General features: G+C 67.7%; 13 protein-coding genes. 9 read left to right on the top strand and 4 right to left on the bottom strand.

Annotated features, from left to right (window positions below; translation table 11 throughout):
- Positions 1-155: 155 nt before the first annotated feature.
- From ACSHSS_RS15305 to ACSHSS_RS15335, 7 genes are all read left to right on the top strand, one after another.
- Positions 156-1,460, top strand: a complete 1,305-nt coding sequence (locus tag ACSHSS_RS15305; RefSeq protein WP_048996523.1) for a gallate dioxygenase — start codon at positions 156-158, stop codon at positions 1,458-1,460.
- 124 nt (positions 1,461-1,584) lie between these two features.
- On the top strand, positions 1,585-2,934 hold the full coding sequence (locus ACSHSS_RS15310; protein WP_048996521.1) for an MFS transporter: 1,350 nt from the start codon (positions 1,585-1,587) through the stop codon (positions 2,932-2,934).
- A gap of 86 nt (positions 2,935-3,020) precedes the next feature.
- On the top strand, positions 3,021-4,046 hold the full coding sequence (locus tag ACSHSS_RS15315; protein WP_006399197.1) for an amidohydrolase family protein: 1,026 nt from the start codon (positions 3,021-3,023) through the stop codon (positions 4,044-4,046).
- Between the two features lie 2 nt (positions 4,047-4,048).
- Positions 4,049-4,732: a 4-carboxy-4-hydroxy-2-oxoadipate aldolase/oxaloacetate decarboxylase gene (locus tag ACSHSS_RS15320; RefSeq protein WP_039223687.1), complete on the top strand. Its 684-nt coding sequence runs from the start codon at positions 4,049-4,051 to the stop codon at positions 4,730-4,732.
- A 13-nt stretch (positions 4,733-4,745) separates the two neighbouring features.
- Positions 4,746-5,453: a substrate-binding domain-containing protein gene (locus tag ACSHSS_RS15325; protein ID WP_006416936.1), complete on the top strand. Its 708-nt coding sequence runs from the start codon at positions 4,746-4,748 to the stop codon at positions 5,451-5,453.
- 234 nt (positions 5,454-5,687) lie between these two features.
- Positions 5,688-7,508 carry a tannase/feruloyl esterase family alpha/beta hydrolase gene (locus tag ACSHSS_RS15330; protein ID WP_048994638.1) on the top strand — a complete coding sequence of 607 codons (1,821 nt, stop codon included), beginning with the start codon at positions 5,688-5,690 and terminating at the stop codon, positions 7,506-7,508.
- A 73-nt stretch (positions 7,509-7,581) separates the two neighbouring features.
- Positions 7,582-8,799, top strand: a complete 1,218-nt coding sequence (locus ACSHSS_RS15335) for a porin (RefSeq protein ID WP_043282188.1) — start codon at positions 7,582-7,584, stop codon at positions 8,797-8,799.
- Positions 8,800-8,901: 102 nt separating this feature from the next.
- On the opposite strand, the gene ACSHSS_RS15340 is transcribed toward ACSHSS_RS15335, so the two are convergent.
- The gene (locus ACSHSS_RS15340; RefSeq protein WP_006416900.1) at positions 8,902-9,990 is read right to left on the bottom strand and encodes a porin; all 1,089 of its coding nucleotides are present in this window, start codon (positions 9,988-9,990) and stop codon (positions 8,902-8,904) included.
- A 237-nt stretch (positions 9,991-10,227) separates the two neighbouring features.
- Here ACSHSS_RS15340 and ACSHSS_RS15345 point away from each other — a divergent pair, with 237 nt between their 5' ends.
- On the top strand, positions 10,228-11,574 hold the full coding sequence (locus ACSHSS_RS15345; protein WP_239666525.1) for an MFS transporter: 1,347 nt from the start codon (positions 10,228-10,230) through the stop codon (positions 11,572-11,574).
- Between the two features lie 14 nt (positions 11,575-11,588).
- On the top strand, positions 11,589-12,428 hold the full coding sequence (locus ACSHSS_RS15350; RefSeq protein ID WP_006416929.1) for an IclR family transcriptional regulator: 840 nt from the start codon (positions 11,589-11,591) through the stop codon (positions 12,426-12,428).
- Positions 12,429-12,460: 32 nt separating this feature from the next.
- Here ACSHSS_RS15350 and ACSHSS_RS15355 read toward each other — a convergent pair whose 3' ends face one another.
- From ACSHSS_RS15355 to ACSHSS_RS15365, 3 genes are read right to left on the bottom strand one after another with little or no spacing between them, the layout of a single operon-like run.
- Positions 12,461-13,810, bottom strand: coding sequence for an amidase family protein (locus ACSHSS_RS15355; protein WP_049017891.1), 1,350 nt, complete (start codon positions 13,808-13,810; stop codon positions 12,461-12,463).
- 2 nt (positions 13,811-13,812) lie between these two features.
- The gene (locus ACSHSS_RS15360) at positions 13,813-15,144 is read right to left on the bottom strand and encodes an MFS transporter (protein ID WP_048995381.1); all 1,332 of its coding nucleotides are present in this window, start codon (positions 15,142-15,144) and stop codon (positions 13,813-13,815) included.
- A gap of 2 nt (positions 15,145-15,146) precedes the next feature.
- Positions 15,147-16,622, bottom strand: coding sequence for an N-acyl-D-amino-acid deacylase family protein (locus ACSHSS_RS15365; protein WP_048995382.1), 1,476 nt, complete (start codon positions 16,620-16,622; stop codon positions 15,147-15,149).
- Between the last annotated feature and the right edge of the window lie 107 nt (positions 16,623-16,729).

Consider the following 16,729-nt stretch of genomic DNA (forward strand, 5'->3'; position numbering starts at 1 on the left):
AACCGGACATCGCGCGGCAACGGCGAGCGGCCACACGCGCTCCGCGCACCGTGCACCGCGACGGTGACGACGCGCACGCCGCACACGCGCATCCATTCTGCCGGACCGTCGAGCCGACGATCCGCATTCGAACATCGCGAAGGAGCACACAGGCCATGGCACGGATTATCGGAGGCATCGCGGCCTCCCACACGCCCACGATCGGGTTCGCGTTCGACAAGAACAAGCGCGACGATCCGGTCTGGGCGCCGATCTTCGAGAACTTCGCGCCGCTCGCCGCATGGCTCGACGCGCAGCGCCCGGACGTGCTGCTGTTCATCTACAACGACCATGTGACGTCGTTCTTCTTCGACCACTACTCGGCATTCGCGCTCGGCGTCGGGCCGCAATGGCATCCGGCCGACGAAGGCGGCGGCGCGCGCGACCTGCCGCCGATCGCCGGCGATCCGGCGTTTGCCGCGCATATCGGCCAGTCGCTGATGGCCGACGAGTTCGACATGTCGTTCTTCCAGAACAAGCCGCTCGATCACGGCTGTTTCTCGCCGTTGTCGGTGCTGTGTCCGCATCGCCCGGACTGGCCGGTGCGCCTCGTGCCACTGCAGATGGGCGTGCTGCAGTTGCCGGTGCCGTCCGCGCGCCGCTTCTACCGGCTCGGGCAGGCGCTGCGCCGCGCGATCGAAAGCTATCCGGAGGACCTGCGCGTCGCAATCGTCGCGACGGGCGGGCTGTCGCACCAGGTGCACGGCGAACGCGCGGGCTTCAACGATCCGGAATGGGACCGGCGCTTTCTCGATCTGTTCGAGCGCGATCCCGAACGTCTTGCCGGCATGACGCTGGCCGAATACGCGACGCTCGGCGGCTTCGAAGGCGCCGAGGTCGTGATGTGGCTCACGATGCGCGGCGCGCTGCCGGCCGGCGTCGTGTGCCGGCATCGCAGCTACTACCTGCCGTCGATGACGGGGATCGCGACCGCGATCTACGAAAGTGCGGACCCGGACGTCGACACGGCCGCCGTCGAACGGCACCGTCGGCGCATCGCGGCCGAACTCGACGGCGTCGAGCGCCTGCCCGGCACGTATCCGTTCACGATCGCGCGTGCGGTGCGTGCGTACCGGATCAACGACTATCTGCACCGGATGATCGAGCCCGCCCATCGCGCGCGGTTCCTCGCCGACCCCGAAGCGAGCTTCGCGGCGGCGGGCCTCAGCGACGAAGAGCGCGACCTGATCCGCCGGCGCGACTGGTCCGGCCTGCTGCGCTACGGCGTGATCTTTTTCCTGCTGGAGAAGCTCGGCGCGGTGACGGGCGTGTCGAACCTGCACATCTATGCGGCGATGCGCGGCGAATCGCTCGAGGATTTTCAGCGCACGCGCAATGCGCCCGGCGCGCTGTATTCGGTCGCCGGCAAGAGCGCGGGGCCGCTCGGCTGGGACGCCGGCACGGAGGGCAACGAAAGCTAGCGAATGCGCATGCGCACGCGGCAACGTTGCCGCGTGCGTCGCCGGCCTCCGCAGGAGACCGGCTCAGATAAATAGGATGGCGAAGCGAAGCGCGGGTCGCCGCCAAGGAGACAGGAGAAACAGGATGGCAAGTGGAAAGACAATCGACATCAAGTCGTTCATCGACGACCGGCCGGTGTCGCGCTACCAGTGGCTGCTGGTCGCGCTGTGCTGCCTCGTCGTGATCGCGGACGGGATGGACGTCGCGATCATGGGGTTCGTCGCGCCGTCGGTGATTCGCGACTGGGCGATCTCGCGGCCGGAATTCGGGCTCGTGATGAGCGCGGCGCCGATCGGTCTCGTGATCGGTGCGCTCGTCGCCGGCCCGAGCGCGGACCGGTTCGGGCGCAAGCGCGTGCTGATCGCGTCGGTGCTTCTGTTCGGCCTTTTCACGATCGCGACCGCGTATGCGGGCTCGCCGGTTCAGATGGCCGTGCTGCGGCTGCTGACCGGCATCGGGCTCGGCGCGGCGATGCCGAACACGACGACGCTGCTGTCGGAGTATGCGCCGCAGCGGATGCGGTCGCTGATGATCACGATCATGTTTACGGGCTTCAATCTCGGCTCGGCGCTGATCGGCTTCGTCGCCGGCTGGCTGATTCCGCTGCACGGCTGGCGCGCGGTGCTGCTGTTCGGCGGCGCGCTGCCGCTGCTGCTGATTCCGCTGCAACTGTGGCTGCTGCCCGAATCGGCGCGGCTGCTCGCCGTGCGCGGTGCGCCGTCGCAGCGCATCGGCGCGTTGCTGAATCGCGTGTGCGGCGCACGCTTCGACGGCAACGAGACGTTCGTCTCGAACGAGCCGCCGCTGCCGACGCGCAAGCCGATCGGCGTGCTGTTCTCGCAAGGCTACGGCGTCGTCACGATATCGCTGTGGATCACGTACTTCATGGGACTGCTCGTGATCTATCTGCTGACCGGCTGGCTGCCGACGCTGATCAAGGATGCGGGCCTGTCGGTCAGCACGGCCGCGAACGTGACCGCGATGTTCCAGATCGGCGGGACGATCGGCGCGATCGGCGTCGGCTGGCTGATGGACAAGGTGCGGCCGGCACCCGTGATCGGCGCAGCGTATCTCGGCGGCGCGCTGTGCGTGGCCGTGCTCGCGTGGGCCGGCGCGCTGTCGTCGTCGCTCGCGCTGCTCGTGTTTGCGGCGGGCTTCTGCATGAGCGGCGCGCAGACGGGGCTGAACGCGTATGCGCCGGGCCGCTACCCGACCGTTGCGCGCGCAACCGGCGTGAGCTGGATGCTCGGCATGGGCCGCTTCGGCAGCATTTCCGGTTCGGCGATCGGCGGCGCGCTGCTCGGCCTCGGCTGGAAGTTCGACGCGATCCTGTCGATGCTCGCGGTGCCCGCGACGCTCGCGGCGATCGCGATCGTCACGACGCAGCGCGCGGCCGCACCTGAACCGAAGGAAATGGAAAAACCGGCGCACTGACCGCGTCCGCACGATCGCGCATCCCGCGTCGCGGGACGGCGCGGACAGGCGGCATCCGGCCAGCACGTCATGCAACAGGAGTGTCAATGATCATCGATATTCACGGCCACTACACGACCGCGCCGAAGGCGCTCGAGACCTGGCGCAATCGCCAGATCGCGGCGATTCACAGCCCGTCCGAGCGGCCGAAGGTCGCGGAACTGAACATCAGCGACGACGAGCTGCGCGAGTCGCTCGAGCCGAACCAGCTGCGGCTGATGCGCGAGCGCGGCCTCGACCTGACGATCTTCAGCCCGCGCGCGAGCTTCATGGCACACCACATCGGCGACTTCGACGTGTCGAGCACCTGGGCCGCCGTCTGCAACGAGCTGTGCTACCGCGTGCACCGGCTGTATCCCGACCGCTTCGTGCCGGCGGCGATGCTGCCGCAAAGCCCCGGCGTCGACGTGGCGACGTGCATTCCGGAGCTCGTCCGGTGCGTCGAAGCGTACGGCAACGTCGCGGTCAACCTGAATCCCGATCCGTCCGGCGGCCACTGGACGAGCCCGCCGCTGTCGGACCGCTACTGGTATCCGCTGTACGAGAAGATGGTCGAGTACGACATCCCCGCGATGATCCACGTGAGCACGAGCTGCAACGCGTGCTTTCACACGACCGGCGCGCACTACCTGAACGCGGACACGACCGCGTTCATGCAGTGCCTGACGTCGGATCTGTTCAAGGACTTTCCGACGCTGCGCTTCGTGATTCCGCACGGCGGCGGCGCGGTGCCGTATCACTGGGGGCGCTTTCGCGGCCTCGCACAGGAGCTGAAGAAGCCGCTCCTGACCGAGCATCTACTCAACAACGTGTTCTTCGATACGTGCGTCTATCACCAGCCGGGCATCGATCTGCTGACCGGCGTGATTCCGGTCGACAACATCCTGTTCGCGAGCGAGATGATCGGCGCGGTTCGCGGCATCGATCCGGAGACCGGGCACTACTACGACGACACGAAGCGCTACATCGAAGCGTCGGCACTCGACGCGCAGGCGCGCTACAAGATTTACGAAGGCAATGCGCGCCGCGTGTATCCGCGCCTGGATGCGCAACTGAAAGCGAAGGGGAAGTGAAGATGAACGAACTCGGCGTGGTTTACCGCACGATCCATCGCGCGGACGCGCAGGTCGCCGCACGGCTCGGCGAACTCGGTGCCGCGACGGTGCACGAGGCGATGGGGCGCACGGGGCTGATGAAGCCGTACATGCGTCCGATCTATCCGCGCGCGCATGCGTCGGGCACGGCCGTGACCGTGCTGCTGCATCCGGGCGACAACTGGATGATGCATGTCGCGGCCGAACAGATCCGGCCGGGCGACGTCGTCGTCGCGGCGATCACCGCGGACTGCACGGACGGCTATTTCGGCGATCTGCTCGCGACGAGCTTCAAGGCGCGCGGCGCGCATGCACTGATCATCGACGCAGGCGTGCGCGACGTCGCGGTGCTCGAGGCGATGCAGTTTCCGGTATGGAGCAAGGCCATCTCCGCGAAAGGCACGATCAAGGCGACGCTCGGCTCGGTGAACGTGCCGGTCGTCTGCGCGGGCGCGCTCGTGCATCCTGGCGACGTGATCGTCGCGGACGACGACGGCGTCGTCGCCGTGCCGGCCGCGCAGGCGGCCGACGTGCTCGACAAGGCGCTGGCGCGCGAAGCGAACGAGGCGAAAAAGCGCGAGACGCTCGCGTCCGGCGTGCTCGGCCTCGACATGTACGACATGCGCGAGCCGCTGCGGCAGGCCGGCCTGCGCTATATCGACTGACGCGGAGGCGACGATGGCACACGCGCCCTGCACACCGGCCGCGATCGCCGGCATCTCGTCGATGGCGACGCGATCGCTGCTCGCCCGGCTCGTCGAGTGCTATGCGCACGACACGGGCGGCCGCGTCGACGTCACGTCGATCGGCGGTGTCGATGCCGCGCGTCGCGTGCAGGCCGGCGAGCCGTTCGACTTCGTCGTGCTCGCAGCCGACGCGATCGAGCGGCTCGCGGCCGAGGGCCGGGTCGACATGGAAGGCCGCGTCGACGTCGCGCGCTCGGCCATCGCGGTGGCGGTGCCGGCCGGCACGCCGCGCCCCGATCTCGGCACCGAATCCGCGGTGCGCGACGCGGTGCTGCGCGCACGCCGGATCGGCTATTCCACCGGTCCGAGCGGCGTGCATCTGAATCGCTTGTTCGCGCGCTGGGGCATCGCCGATGCGCTCGCGTCGCGCATCGTGCAGGCGCCACCCGGCGTGCCGGTCGGCTCGCTGATCGCATCCGGCGACGTCGAGCTCGGCTTTCAGCAATTGAGCGAGCTGACGAACGTCGACCGGATCGACGTCGCGGGCCTGCTTCCCGACACGATTCAGTCGATCACGGTGTTCGCGGCGGCCGTCTGCACGGCGGCGCGCGAACCGGCTTCGGCCGCGCAGTTTCTCGCCTATCTGGCTTCGCCGCACAACGACGCGGCAAAGCGTGCATGCGGGATGGAGCCGGCGTGACGTCGTAATACGCGACCGGATGTCGGCGCGCGCGTCGGCTGCATCCGAGCGATAAACAGATCGGATGGCGCGGCGCGCGGTTCGCAACGCAGCGATACGACGTCGCTCGTTATGCTGACCAACGAACGTCGCGCCTGTCGATGCACGGCGTTCAACCGCGTGTCGACGCTTTCACGAACGGCCGTCGCGCGACAAGCGCGAGCCGGCCGCCAATCAAAACGACAGGAGACGGACATGGAGACGAACGGCAACGCAGCGTGCGCGCGGCGCACGACTGGACGCGAGACGGGCAGCGGAACGGAGCGGCTGCTGCGGCGGCTGGCGATCGCGATCGGGTGGCTCTGCGCGGTGATGCTCGGCTGGCCGCTGGTAGCAAGTGCAGCCAATGCAGCGAGCAGCGGCGGTCTCGCGAATCTGCCGGCCGTGATGCCGGCGATGTCGTGTCAGGCGATCGCGTCGCTCGACCTGAGCGGCGTGATCGATGGCCCCGTGACGATCACGTCCGCGACCGTGCTGCCCGCGGGCACGGTCGTCGGCAACAACACGCTGCCCGCGCCGATGTGCGACGTGAAGGGGACGATCGGCCCCGGCGCCTCGCTGTTCGAACTCCAGCTGCCGACGCAGGGCTGGACGCAACGCTATCTGCAGACCGGATGCGGCGGCCTGTGCGGCAATCTGTCGGTCAACGCACCGATGGCATCGACCTGCGTGCCGGTGACGAACGGCACGATCGCGATGGCCGCGACCGACATGGGACACGAAGGCGGCAACGACGGTGCCTGGGCGCTGGACCCGCGCGCGAAGCTCGACTTCGCGTATCGCGCCGAGCATGCGACCGCGCAGGTCGCGAAGGCGATCATCCAGCGCTTCTATGCGCGACCCGCACGCTATGCGTACTTCGACGGCTGTTCGGACGGCGGCCGCGAGGCGTTGATGGAAGCGCAGCGCTACCCCGACGATTTCGACGGGATCGCCGCCGGTGCGCCCGCGAACGATCTGATCGTGCAGAACACGTTTCATCACGCGTGGCCCGCCGCCGTGAACACCGATCCGAAGACCGGCAACGCGATCCTGCTCGCCGGCAAGCTGCCGATGCTGCATGCCGCCGTGCTGAAAGCATGCGATGCACTGGATGGTGTCGTCGACGGCGTGATCGACAATCCGCGCGCGTGCCGCTTCGATCCCGCGACGCTCGTCTGCGCGACCGGCCAGGCGGATGCCACCTGCCTGACGTCGCAGGAAGCCGCTGTCGTACGCCGGCTCCACGACGGCGCGACGACGGCCGACGGGCTGCGGCTCGAACCGTTCGTATCGCGCGAGTGGGGCTCGGAGCTGAACTGGACGCTGTTCGTGCCGGCGACGGCCACCGCGCAAAGCGGCACGATCGGCTTCGTGCTGCCGTTCCTGCGCTACCTCGACTACTACAACGCATCGTATCCGTCCGCGACGATCGGCGATCTGAAGTTCACGCTCGCGGGCTTCCTGAAGACGGTCGTCCCCGTGTCGAACTATCTGGCCGCGACCGATCCCGACCTGAGCCGCTTCGCCGGCCGCAACGGCAAGCTGCTGCTCTGGCACGGCCTCGAGGACCAGCATATCTCGCCGCGTTCGAGCATCGAATACTACGAAGCGATGAAGCGCTACATGGGCGATGCGACCGTCGACCGCTTCGCGCGCTTCTACCTGTTCCCCGGCGTCGCGCACTGCGGCGGCGGCCAAGGACCGAACGTGTTCGACGTGCTGACGCCGCTGATGGCGTGGACCGAGACGGGCGCGACGCCGGGCCGGATCGTCGCGTCGATCGTCGACGCGAGCGGCAACACGACGCGCACGCGGCCGGTGTTTCCGTATCCGGCCACCGCGCGCTACACGGGCAGCGGCAGCACCGACGACGCGGCGAACTTCGTCGCCGACACGCCGAAGGCCGACCCGTTCGTCGACCTGCACTGGGCCGGCGAATGGCTGTACTCGCCGGGCTACGAAGCGACGTGCCGTGTGAGCGGTTCGCAACTCGCGTGCACGGGCGGCAACGGCTGGCGTGCGTACCGCCCCTGATCGAACGAGCGGCGTCGATGCGCCGCTCGCCATTTCAATCCTGTCAGACAAAACCAACGAAGGAGACATATCGATGAAGAAGCAGGCATGGCGGACGGCGCTGACGTCCGGCGTCGCGTTCGCGGTCGCTGCACCGGCATTCGCGCAAAGCAGCGTCACGCTGTACGGGATCGTCGACAACGGCATCGGCTACCAGAACAGCGCGACGACGGTCGGCTCGACGTCCGGCGGCAAGTCGCTCGTCAAGTTGAATCAGGGCGTGTGGGCCGGCAGCCGGTTCGGCCTGAAGGGCACGGAGGATCTCGGCGGCGGCACGAAGGCGATCTTCACGCTCGAATCCGGATTCAATTCGGGCACCGGCGCCGCGCAATACGCCGACGCGATGTTCGGCCGGCAGGCGTGGGTCGGGCTCACCAACGCGACGTACGGCACGCTGACCGCCGGGCGACAGTACGCGTCGTACTACCAGACGATGGCGCCGTTCAGCCCGATCACGTGGATCACGGGCTACTACGGCGCGCACCCGGGCGACGTCGACGGGCTCGACACGATCTATCGTGCGAACAACACGATCGAATATACGTCGCCGAAATGGTACGGCCTGACGCTGAGCGGCTCGTACTCGCTCGGCGGCGTCGCGGGCAGCACGAACGCCGGCTCGACGTGGGCAACCGGCATTCAGTATGCGGCCGGCCCGCTCGGTGTCGGCGTCGCGTTCGAGCGCATCAACAACTCGAATACCGCGGGCGGCACGTGGGGCGCGAATTCGACGACGTCGAACGGCGGCTCGCAGATCGGCGTGTCGGCGGTCACGAACGGCTATCAGACCGCGAAGGCGCAGCAGCGCTTCGCGGTCGGCCTCAGCTACCGGTTCAGCGACGCGTGGGATGCAACGGCGACGTACACGAACACGCAGTACATTCCGGGTGCCGCATCGAAGTTCTTCAATACGGCGATTTTCAATACGGCGGGTGCGGTGCTGCACTGGAAGCCGTCGGCGGTGTGGGATTTCGGTGCGGGCTATGCATACACGCGTGCGACCGAATCGAACGGCATCACCGATAGCGCGCAATATCATCAGTTCAACCTGTCGCAGTACTACTCGCTGTCGAAGCGCACCGGGCTGTATCTGCTCGAAGCGTATCAGCATGCGAAGGGCAAGACGCTCGGCACGAACGGCGCCGGCAATATCATCAATGCGACCGCGACGCTCGGCGACGGGCTGAACACCGCGCCGTCGTCGACCGGCAATCAGTTCGCGTTCGGTGCCGGGATCATTCACCGGTTCTGAGCCGAACGGGAAGCAACGCGGATTTCATGAAGGAGCGTGAACGGGCCGATAGGCCCGTTTTTTATCGTCGTGCAACTGCTGCGGGCGGTATGGAGCGCGCCTTCAGAACGAATGCGTGATCCCCACATGCGCGAGCAGCTGTGACCTGCCCGACGACGGCCCGTTCGGATAGGTCGCAGCCGTCGCGCCGTTGCCCGACGCGAGCTGCCACGTCAGCGTCGCCTGCACCTGTGTGCGTTTCGACAGCGAATACAGATTGCCGGCTTCCAGCGTGTTCCAGTGCATGCCCTCCATGCGCGAATACGTGTAGTCGAGCGTGACGGCCTCCGCCGCCGTGAACTGGTAGAGCGTGCCCGCATCGATGTTCTGCATGTGCGTGGCCGACCGCACACCCTTGATGTCGGTACGCGTGTACAGCAGGTTGATCGTCCACGGCTGCACGATCCGGTACGTGAGCCCGATGCCGAGGTTGTCGACCGCGTTGGACTGGAACGTCTGCTGCGCCGACAGCGTCTGTCCGAGAAAGCGCGTCCAGCCGAAATAGTTGTAGAGATCGAGCACGCGCCGCTTGGTCGTCATGTAGGTGACGCCGGCCGACAGCGGCCCGCGATCGTACGTCGCGTACGCGCCCGCGCTGTGCCCGCTCGCATCCGAGCCTGCAAAGCCGTATAACGCGCCGACCCGCACGCCGTACCAGTCCGGGCTGCGGTATTTGACGGCGTTCTCGATCTGGTAGCCGTTGGTCAGGCTGTCCAGATTGCCCGCATGGAACGAGTACAGGCTGCGATTCCAGAACGCATTCGAATAGCGGATCGCGACGTCGTCCATCAGATCGGACTGGCGGCCGAGCGTCAGCGTGCCGAGCGGCCCGTCGAGGCCGACGTAGGCCTGCCGGTCGAACAGCGTATTGGTCTTGATGAGCGCCCCCGTGTTGACGTTGAAGCCGCTCTCGAGCGCGAGCACGGCGCGATAGCCGCCGCCGAGATCCTCGTTGCCGCGCAACCCCCACCGCGTCGGCGAGCCGATGCCCGATGCAGTGCCCCACGACGAACCGCCGCGCTTGTTGCTGATGTACGTGATGCCGGAATCGACCTGCCCCCATAGCGTCAACGCGCTGCTTTGGGCATGGGCGAGCGAAACCAGCGAGACGCCGCAGCCGGCGATCAGGAGCGTGCGAGGCAGGATTTTCATATGTCGGAGTCGGAAGGGGAGTGAGTGCCGATCTTTGTTTAGATGACCATAGGTGGTCATTTCGTTATTGCGTGGAAAAATCATAGGTCTGCCGTTCGACGCCGTGCAAGCAGAAAAATAATCAAGTGCTGCTTGACCAGCACTTTTGACCGCGCGATGATCGCGGCTCCAATGGTCGAAATGTCCATACATGGTCATTCAACGACCAAACCGACGCCACCGACGAGAGACGACCGAATGCCCGATACCGCTGCCCGGAAACCCACACGCGTCCGCTTCCTGATGCTGTTTCTCGTGTTCGTCGGCACCGTCGTCAACTATGTCGACCGCGCGAATCTGTCGGTGGCCGCGCCGCTGCTCAAGCACGAGTTCGGGCTCGACCCGGTGGCGATCGGCGTGCTGTTCTCCGCGTATTCGTGGACCTACGTGCTGGCGAACCTGCCCGGCGGCTGGGTCGTCGACCGCTTCGGCTCGCGCGCGATGTATGCGCTGGCGCTGCTGATCTGGTCGAGCTTCACGTTCCTGCAGGGCTTCGCCGGCCGCTTCGCGACGCTGTTCGGGCTGCGGCTCGGCGTCGGCGTCGCCGAGGCGCCGACCTTCCCGATCAACAACCGCGTCGTGTCGATCTGGTTCGCGCAGCGCGAACGCGGCAGGGCGACCAGCGTCTATCTGGTCGGCCAGTACATCGGCATGGCGGCGCTGACACCGGTGCTGTTCTGGATCGCCGGCACGTTCGGCTGGCGCGCGATCTTCTTCGCGACGGGGCTTGTCGGCATCGTGTGGGCCGGCATCTGGTATCTGCTGTATCGTGATCCCGAGCAATGCCGATGGATGAACCAGGCCGAGCTCGATCACATCCGGCGCGGCGGCGCCGTCGTCGAGACCGGCAAGCCCGCGCGCGGCGAACCGTTTCCGTGGCGCAAGCTCGCGATCGTGTTCAGCAACCGGCAGATCGTCGCGATCTGCGCGGGCAAGTTCGCGTCGCTGTCGTCGCTGTACTTTTTCCTCACCTGGTTCCCGAGCTACCTGATCAGCGAGCGGCACATGACGGTGCTCAAGGCCGGCGGCGTCGCCTCGGTGCCGTTCGTCGCCGCGTCGATCGGCGTACTCGCCGGCGGCGCGTTGTCGGACTGGCTGCTGCGACGCGGCGCGAGCGTCGGCACCGCGCGCAAGACGCCGATCATCACCGGCCTGCTGCTGGTGCCGACGATGACGCTGACGGTGCTGACCGACACGAACTGGATCGTGATCGCGATCATGTCGTTCGCGTTTTTCGCGCAGGGCGTCGCGTCCGCGTCGTGGTCGCTGATCGGCGACATCGCGCCGCGCAGCATGCTCGGCATCACGGGCGGCGCGGTGAACTTCGTCGGCAACCTGTCTGGTATCGTTACGCCGATCGCCATCGGCTTCATCATCCGCGAGACGGGTTCGTTCGGGTGGGCGCTCGGGCTGATCAGCGTGTTCGCGGTGATCGGCGCGCTGTGCTACACGTTCCTGCTCGGCGAGGTCAAACGCATCGACCTCGATCCGCCCGAACGCGGCGGCCGCTCCCCCGAACCGCTGAAGTCGACCGTGCAAGACTGATACGCCAGCCCACGATGAATCCAGATACACCCGATACGACCGGCACGCCTGCCGACGACGAGACTTACCTGGTACCCGCGCTGGAGCGCGGCCTCAGGGTGCTCGAACTGTTCAATGCGCGCGAGCCGGTGCTGACGCCCAACGCGATTGCGCAGCGGCTCGGCTTGCCGCGTACGACCGCGCTGCGTCTCGTGCAGACGCTGCATACGCTCGGCTACCTCGAACGCGCGAATCGCGACCGCGACTACCGGCTCGGTGCGCGCGTGATGAAGCTCGGCTTCGACTATCTGAGTTCGCTCGCGCTGACCGATATCGGCACGCCGGTGATCGAGCGGCTGCGCGACGAGACCGGTTTCGCCAGTCATCTCGTCGTGCGCGACGGACGCGACGTCGTGTTCGTCGCGAAGGCGTGGACGCACGATTCCGTGATGAGCGCGATCAAGGTCAATATCGGCACGCGGATTCCCGCGCATGCGTCGGTGCACGGCCATGTGCTGCTCGGCGATCTCGATCTGGCGGAGCTCGAAGCGCTGTTTCCCGAACCGATGCTGCCGACTTACACGCCGCATACGCCGCGCACGGCCGCCGAAGTCCATGCGCGTGCGCAGAAATATGCGGCGGAAGGCTATGCGCTGAGCGAGTCGTCGTTCGAGCCCGGCATTTCGGTGATCAGCGCGCCCGTGCGCGACGGCAGCGGGTTGATCGTCGCCGCGGTGACGCTGACGGTCGCGCGGCCGTTCCTCGAGAAGTCGATGCTCGACCAAGGGCTCGTCGGCAAGGTGCTGAAGGCGGCCGGCGAACTGTCCGAGCGGTTGAACTATCGCGCGCCGGATCCGGCGGCCACGCGCGACTGACGCGTGACACACGCGGCAGGAAATCGCCGCACTCACCGGTCCAGATTGACGAGCCGCCGCGCGGCGTCCAGGCATCGCCGCTCGTCGCCGGGCCGCCCGATCAACTGCACGCCCGCCGGCAGCTCGCCCTTCGCGTGGCACGGCGCGCTGACCACAGGTAACCCGGCAAACGAAATCGGTTGAGTGAACATGCCGAGCGTCGTCTTCGGATCGAGCGCCTCGCCGTTGACGTCGACCGTTGCATCGCAGAAGCGCGGCGCGACATAGGGCGTCGCCGGTGCGATCAGGATGTCGAAGCGTTCGAACAGTGCAGCCAGGCGTGCCTGCCACTCGGCGCGATGGGCGAGCGCGTCGACGTACGCGGCATCGTCGATGGCGAGCCCGGTGCGAATACGCTCGCGCAGATGCGCGGACACGTGCGACGCGTCGGCATCGAGCAGCGCACGATGACGGCGCGCGACCTCGAAGTTCGACACGAGGCGCGCACTCGCGCGGATCGGTTCGAGCACCGATTCATCGATCGGCTCGGCCTGTACATGGTCGTGTTGCGCGAAGCACGCGCTCGCTCGCTCGACCGCACGACGCACCTGCGCATCGGCACGGCGTTCGAATTCCCCGGTCAGCACGCCGACGCGCAGCGGCACGTGCCCGGCGGGTGAGCCGTCGCGGCGCGTACCGGACAGCGCGTCGTAAAGCGCGCAAAGATCGTCGAGGTTCGCGGCGAACCCGCCGGCCACGTCGAGCGAAGGCGCATACGGCACGCAACCGTCCATCGACAGCCGGCCGTGTGTCGGCTTGATCGCCCATACGCCGCACAGCGCAGCCGGAGCCCGAATCGAGCCGTTCGTGTCGCTGCCGAGCGCAAGCGGCACGTGGCCGGCGGCCACGGCGGCCGCCGATCCGCTCGACGAGCCGCCGGTCATGCGCGAAGGGTCGGCCGGCAGGCGTACCGCACCGAAATGCGGATTGACGCCGGTCGCGCCGCACGCGAATTCGTCCATATGCGTTGCGGCGACCGGCACCGCGCCGGCCTGCACGAGACGATCGACCATGGCCGCGTCGCAGCGCGCGGCCGGCGCGCGAAGCCGGGTCGGCGAACCTGCGACGGTCGCATAGCCGGCGACGTCGAAATTGCTCTTCACGACGAACGGCACACCGGCGAGCAGCCCGGCGTCGCGGCCCGCGCGCACGCACGCGTCGGTGCGCGCCGCCGCCTCGAGCGCACGGGTATCGAAGCACGTGCTGATCGCGTTGAACTGCGCATGGCGCGCGCCGATGTCGTCGAGCGCCTGCCGCGCGACCTCGACGGCGCTCAGCTGGCCCGCGCGAACCGCGCGCGCGATGCCGAGCGCGTCGCGCATGTCGATCGTATCGGTCGGCATGATCAGGCGCGACCGATGAAGCGGCGCGGGATCGACAGGATCAGCGCAGCCGCACCGAACAGCGTGAGCGCGAGCAGCGCGACACCGATCTCGGTGCTGCCCGTCATCGCCTTCAGATAGCCCATGATCGACGGCCCGACGAAGCCTGCCACGGCCGCGCCGATGTTGACGAGCCCCGCGCCGCCCGCGGCGGCTTCGCCGGCGAGGATGCGCGACGGCAGGCTCCAGAACATCGCGAGCGTGCTCATGATGCCGGCCACGCCGACGGTCAGGCACACGACCGCAAGCAGCGGATGCGCACGCATGCCGACGCTCGCGAGCAGCGCGACGCCGCCGACGATGACGGGCGCGGCGGTGTGCCAGCGACGCTCGCCGGTGCGCACCGAGTGCTGCGCGTTGAGCACCATCGCGACCGAGGCGACGAGATACGGGACCGCGCTGACCACGCCGACCGCGAAGTTGCTGAGCGAGCCGAGCGCCTTGATCATCGTCGGCATCCAGAAAATCAGCCCGTAGTTGCCGACGTTGTAGAGGAACGACGTCGCGAACAGCAGCCACAGCGTCGGCTCGCGCAGCGCGGCGCCGAGGTGGGCGCGCTTGCCTTCGGTTTCCTGCGCCATCTCCGCGTGGATCATCCGCTTCTCGGCGTCGGTCAGCCAGCGCGCGTCATCGATGCGCTCGGTGACCGAGGCGAGCAGATAGAGGCCGAGCAGCACGGCGGGCAGGCCTTCGAGCAGGAACATCCATTGCCAGCCGCGCAGCCCGAAGCCGCCGTGCGTCGCGTCCATGATCCAGCCCGACAGCGGGCCGCCGATCACGACGCCGAGCGGCATCGCGAGGAACAGCAGCGCCATCACGCGCGACAGGCGTCGCGACGGAAACCACACGCTGAAGTAGGCGATCACCGCCGGGAAGAAGCTCGCTTCGGTCACGCCGAGCAGGAAGCGCAGCACGTGGAAGCTGGTCTGGCCGGTCGTCGCGAGCGTGCCGATCGACACGACACCCCACGCGAGCATGGACCCCGCGATGCATTTCTTCACGCCGATGCGCTGCACGAGCCAGCCGGCCGGCACTTGCAGCAGCAGATAGCCGACGAAGAACAGGCCGGCGCCGACGCCGTATGCGGCTTCGGACAGGTGCAGGTCCGCCGCCATCTGCAGCTTCGCGAAGCCGACGTTGACGCGGTCGAGATAGCCGAAGAAGTAGCACACGAGAATCAGCGGAATGATGCGTCGCGTGAGCTTGCCGTAAAGGGCGTCGATATCGGCGGCGGTGCCGGCATCGCGTTCGGACGGCATGTCGTGCATCCGTGCCGTGTCGTTGGTGCTTGCCATGATCAGTTCCCCGCGAGGTGGTCGTTGTGGCGAATCGGCGTGCCGGCCTGACGGCGCAGCGCGCGGCCCGGACGTGCGCCGGTGTGCTGCCCATGCGCGAGCACCGCGCAGCCGTTGACGAAAACATGGTCGATGCCTTCGGGGCGCAGCGTCGGATGCTCGAAGGTCGCGCGGTCCAGCACGCGTTCGCGATCGAACACGACGAGGTCGGCACAATGACCGACCTTCAGCTCGCCGCGCCCGGCAAGACCGAACTGCGCGGCCGTGAGCCCCGTCATCTTGTGCACCGCCGTCTCCAGCGGAAAGAGTCCGCGCCGCCGCGAGAATTCGCCGAGCACGCGCGGGAAGGTACCCCACAGGCGCGGGTGCGGACGCGTGTCGTTCGGCAGTCCGTCCGAGCCGACCATCGTCAGGTCGTGCCGGAAGATGCGTTCGACGTCGCCTTCGTCCATCACGAAGTAGATCGCGCCAGCGGGGCGCAGCGCGTCGATCGCCGCGTCGACCGAATCGCCGAACAGCGGCAGCAGTTCGTGGAAATCGCGGCCGGCCAGTTCCGGATGCGGCTTCGACCATGCGAGCATCACGCGCGACGATTGGCGGATGCGATCCGCACGCAGCATCGTCGACGTGGCCGTGTACGGATGGCAGTCGAGGCACAGCGGCTGCAGCGCGCGCTGCGCGTCGATGCGCGCGAGCGTCTCGACCGAGCGCCCATGGTTTTCCTTGCCGGCGACCTTGTGGTGCGACAGCACGACACGCACGCCGAGCGCGCGGCCGATCGCGAAGGCCTCGTCGAGCGACGCGAGGATCTGCGCGGTCTCGTCGCGCAGGTGCGTCGCGAACACGCCGCCGGTGTCGCGCAGCGGCGCGCACACGTCGATCAGCTCGGCCTGCGTCGCGGCGGCGGCGGGCGGGTAGAACGTGCCCGACGATACGCCGAACGCGCCCGCGGCCATCGCCTCGCGCACGTTCGCGCGCATCGCGGCGATCTCCGCCGCATTGGCTTCGCGCTGCAGATCGGCGACATGTCGCACGCGCAAGGTCGAGTGGCCGACCAGCGCGGCCGTGTTGACCGCGGCGGGCGTCGCGTCGAGCGCGTCGAGATAGGCGGCGAAGCTCGGAAAGCGGAACCGCTGCCATGCGCCGAGCAGGTCGAGCGGCTGCGGTACTTCATGCTCGGCCAGCAGCGGCGCGAGGCTGATCCCGCAGTTGCCGGCGACGACGGTCGTCACGCCTTGCGCGACCTTCGGCTCGACGTCGGGATCGGTCAGCACGAACGCATCGTCGTGCGTGTGGCTGTCGATGAAGCCGGGCGCGACGATGCGGCCCGAGACGTCGATGACCTGATCGGCCGACGCGTGCGACAGGTCGCCGATCGCGGCGATGTGCGCGCCGCGCACGCCGAGATCGGCGCTGAAGCGGGCGGCGCCGGTGCCGTCGATCAGTTCGCCATGGCGCAGGATGACGTCGAAATGCATGGTGGCTCCTTGCTGCAACCGGGCCGTGGGGTGGGCCGGTACTGTCTGCCACTTATCGTCTGCGGCCAATTTCCGGCCGTCCAATGCGAGTCTGCTCGCGATTCATG

The sequence above is a fragment of the Burkholderia sp. BC1 genome, from assembly GCF_052683555.1.